Source organism: Micromonospora sp. NPDC050980 (assembly GCF_040653835.1).
Lineage (GTDB): Bacteria > Actinomycetota > Actinomycetes > Mycobacteriales > Micromonosporaceae > Micromonospora.
On sequence record NZ_JBFAGS010000065.1, the window covers coordinates 1 to 2,234 of the forward strand.

The 2,234-nt window shown below is 65.4% G+C and carries 1 protein-coding gene and 1 pseudogene; both read left to right on the plus strand.

Annotated elements, in window-relative coordinates; genetic code table 11:
• The coding region (locus AB0H28_RS29990; protein ID WP_358047492.1) for a hypothetical protein at positions 1-1,369 on the plus strand (1,369 nt) is incomplete at its 5' end.
• Positions 1,370-2,029: 660 nt separating this feature from the next.
• Positions 2,030-2,234, plus strand: a pseudogene (locus AB0H28_RS29995) (IS5/IS1182 family transposase); the annotation flags it as partial.

The following is a 2,234-nucleotide window of genomic DNA, read 5'->3' on the forward strand; positions in this document are numbered from 1 at the left end:
CTCGGATGGATGGTGGGAGATCTATTCTGCAACCACCAAGGCGTGGAAGGCGATGTGGGAGCAGGTCTTGACCGTCCATACCGATCGTCACCGCCAGTTGCTCGAATGGGCAGACGGTACGAAGGCTGATGGAGTCATCCGTGCGCACCTGCTCGGCACCCTCCCGTGGAAAGTCGAGCCGGCACTACTCAAGGAAGTCGCAGCGCACGAACTGGACAGCTTCTCGCGCAGCGTGCTGATCACCCGCATGTGCCGATCGCTGCGCGATGGCGCCGCCAAAGCCCAGGTGCTCGTCGACTACGCAGACGAATTGGCCGCCCTGCCGGCCGATGATTTCCCACACGTAGAGCGATTCCTCGATGACATCGCGGACGTCCAGGAATTCGGCTGCCAGGCCGCCATCTCCTGGGTAGAGCAAGCAGCAGACGGCTCCTGGCGATACCTCCTCGCACCCGAAGAAGCGAAAGACCAGATCGGGCGCTCCCACGCCTGGGAAGCCCCAGCCGAACTGCTGCGAACTCTTGGCCAGCGCTTTGCAGAAGCGGCCGTGCAAGCGCTGGCACTCTGGGAGCCTGAACCCTCCAAGAGGTATCCGACCCCGCCTCGCCTGCGGTGGCTTTATCTCATGCTGCTGCATCTGCCGACCATCACCGATGACATCGCCGAGCGCGTCCGAGCCGTGCTCTCAGCCAACCGTCCCGCCCCTGAAAGCCGGTGGTCGGTCACCAGCCACACAGATTCGGAGCGGCAGCGACACACAGCCGACTTGCGCGCATCGATCGAGGGGATCCTCGGAGATCCCGCAGCGGTGACTCGTGGGGTGGCCCTGGGCGATCCTCGCCAGGTCACGGCCCGCAATCTGGCCAGTGCGCCCGATGACGTCCTCGACGATTACCTGAACCGGCACCGCCAGGACGACGACCTGGTTGAGAACGCGTTGCTGTCTTTTGCCTGGGGCACATACCGGCCGCAGCTCTCGTTCACCGACGTACTCGCCCGGCACTCGACACCGCGGGCCGCCCTGCTGAACATCACCACGGATCTGCGCCGCCGGCTCGGTGGCAGCCCAAACTATCGGGAAGCGTGGACACGGCAGATCCTGGCCCTGCCCGACTGCGAGGACGAGCTGATCCGCGCGCTTCCGGCATGGGTCGTCCTCAAGCTTGCCGGCGCATACCGGTATCGTGCCGGCAACCGGGCCGTCACCTCCGTCGTCACAACCGCGCTTGGCGATAGCGGCAAGGCATGGACACGTTTTGCCGCCAACCCAGCCTCCCCAACCGGGCCGAACGCTTGGCTCCGGCTCGGCGACCTCCTCGACGCCGCCGTTTCCGGCTCTGCGTGGCCGGCTTCGCCCAGTTCCAGGTAAAACTGCCAGCCATATGTCTTGAAACTGCTCCTTGGGGCCGAGGTGCCGGGCTCGAGTACTCACCAGTACTGGCCTGAATGATCTTGCCATCGTTCGGCATGGGGAGCAGTGCTTGGCCGTCCCGAGTTGGTGCGGCACTTGTGGTCAGCGGGTGCGTGGCAGCGGGGACATAAGCAGTCTGACCATGTCCAGATCAGGAGTGCTCTGGTGGAGTTGGCCTGCTTGCTGTGATGGGTAAGGTGACGGGCCAGGGCGGCGCGCTGCTCATCGAGGTCGTAGGACGATTCGCTGTACTCGAGCCAGGTCGACGGTTCACGAGGATCGGCGGTCTGACCAGGACGGTTTGGGCAGTATGTGCACACGGCGTAGTAGAGGCGGCCGGCCGAGCGCTGGATGTGTGGCTCGGCTACGCCCGACTCCGGAGTGGGGCCGTCGCAGTCGACGATGGGGTACGCGGGTAGGGCTTCCGGCACTTGCCGGCTAACCGGACCGGCGACCGCGTCAGCGATGCGCTCCACTGCCTCCGCGATACGTCGAAGATTATCGTCCCCACGGCCGGGATCGTCGAACCTAGGAATAGTCGAGGAGGGATACGCCTGCCGGGGGTAGCTCACCGGAGCCAGCGTAGCCAAAGGGGCCGCGCTACCCCGCCAACGGCGCGACGTGCAGGTCATCGCGGACGCTGCGAGCCGTCTCGTCTGGGCCTCGCCCGCGCTGCCGTGCGCCGTCCACGACCTGACCGCTGCCCGCACTCACGGCATCATCGACGCGCTGACCAACGCGAACTTGCTGACCTTCACCGACAAGGGATATCAAGGCGCTTGCGGCAGTGTCCGCACGTCGTTCAAGCGGTGCCGCTTCTGCC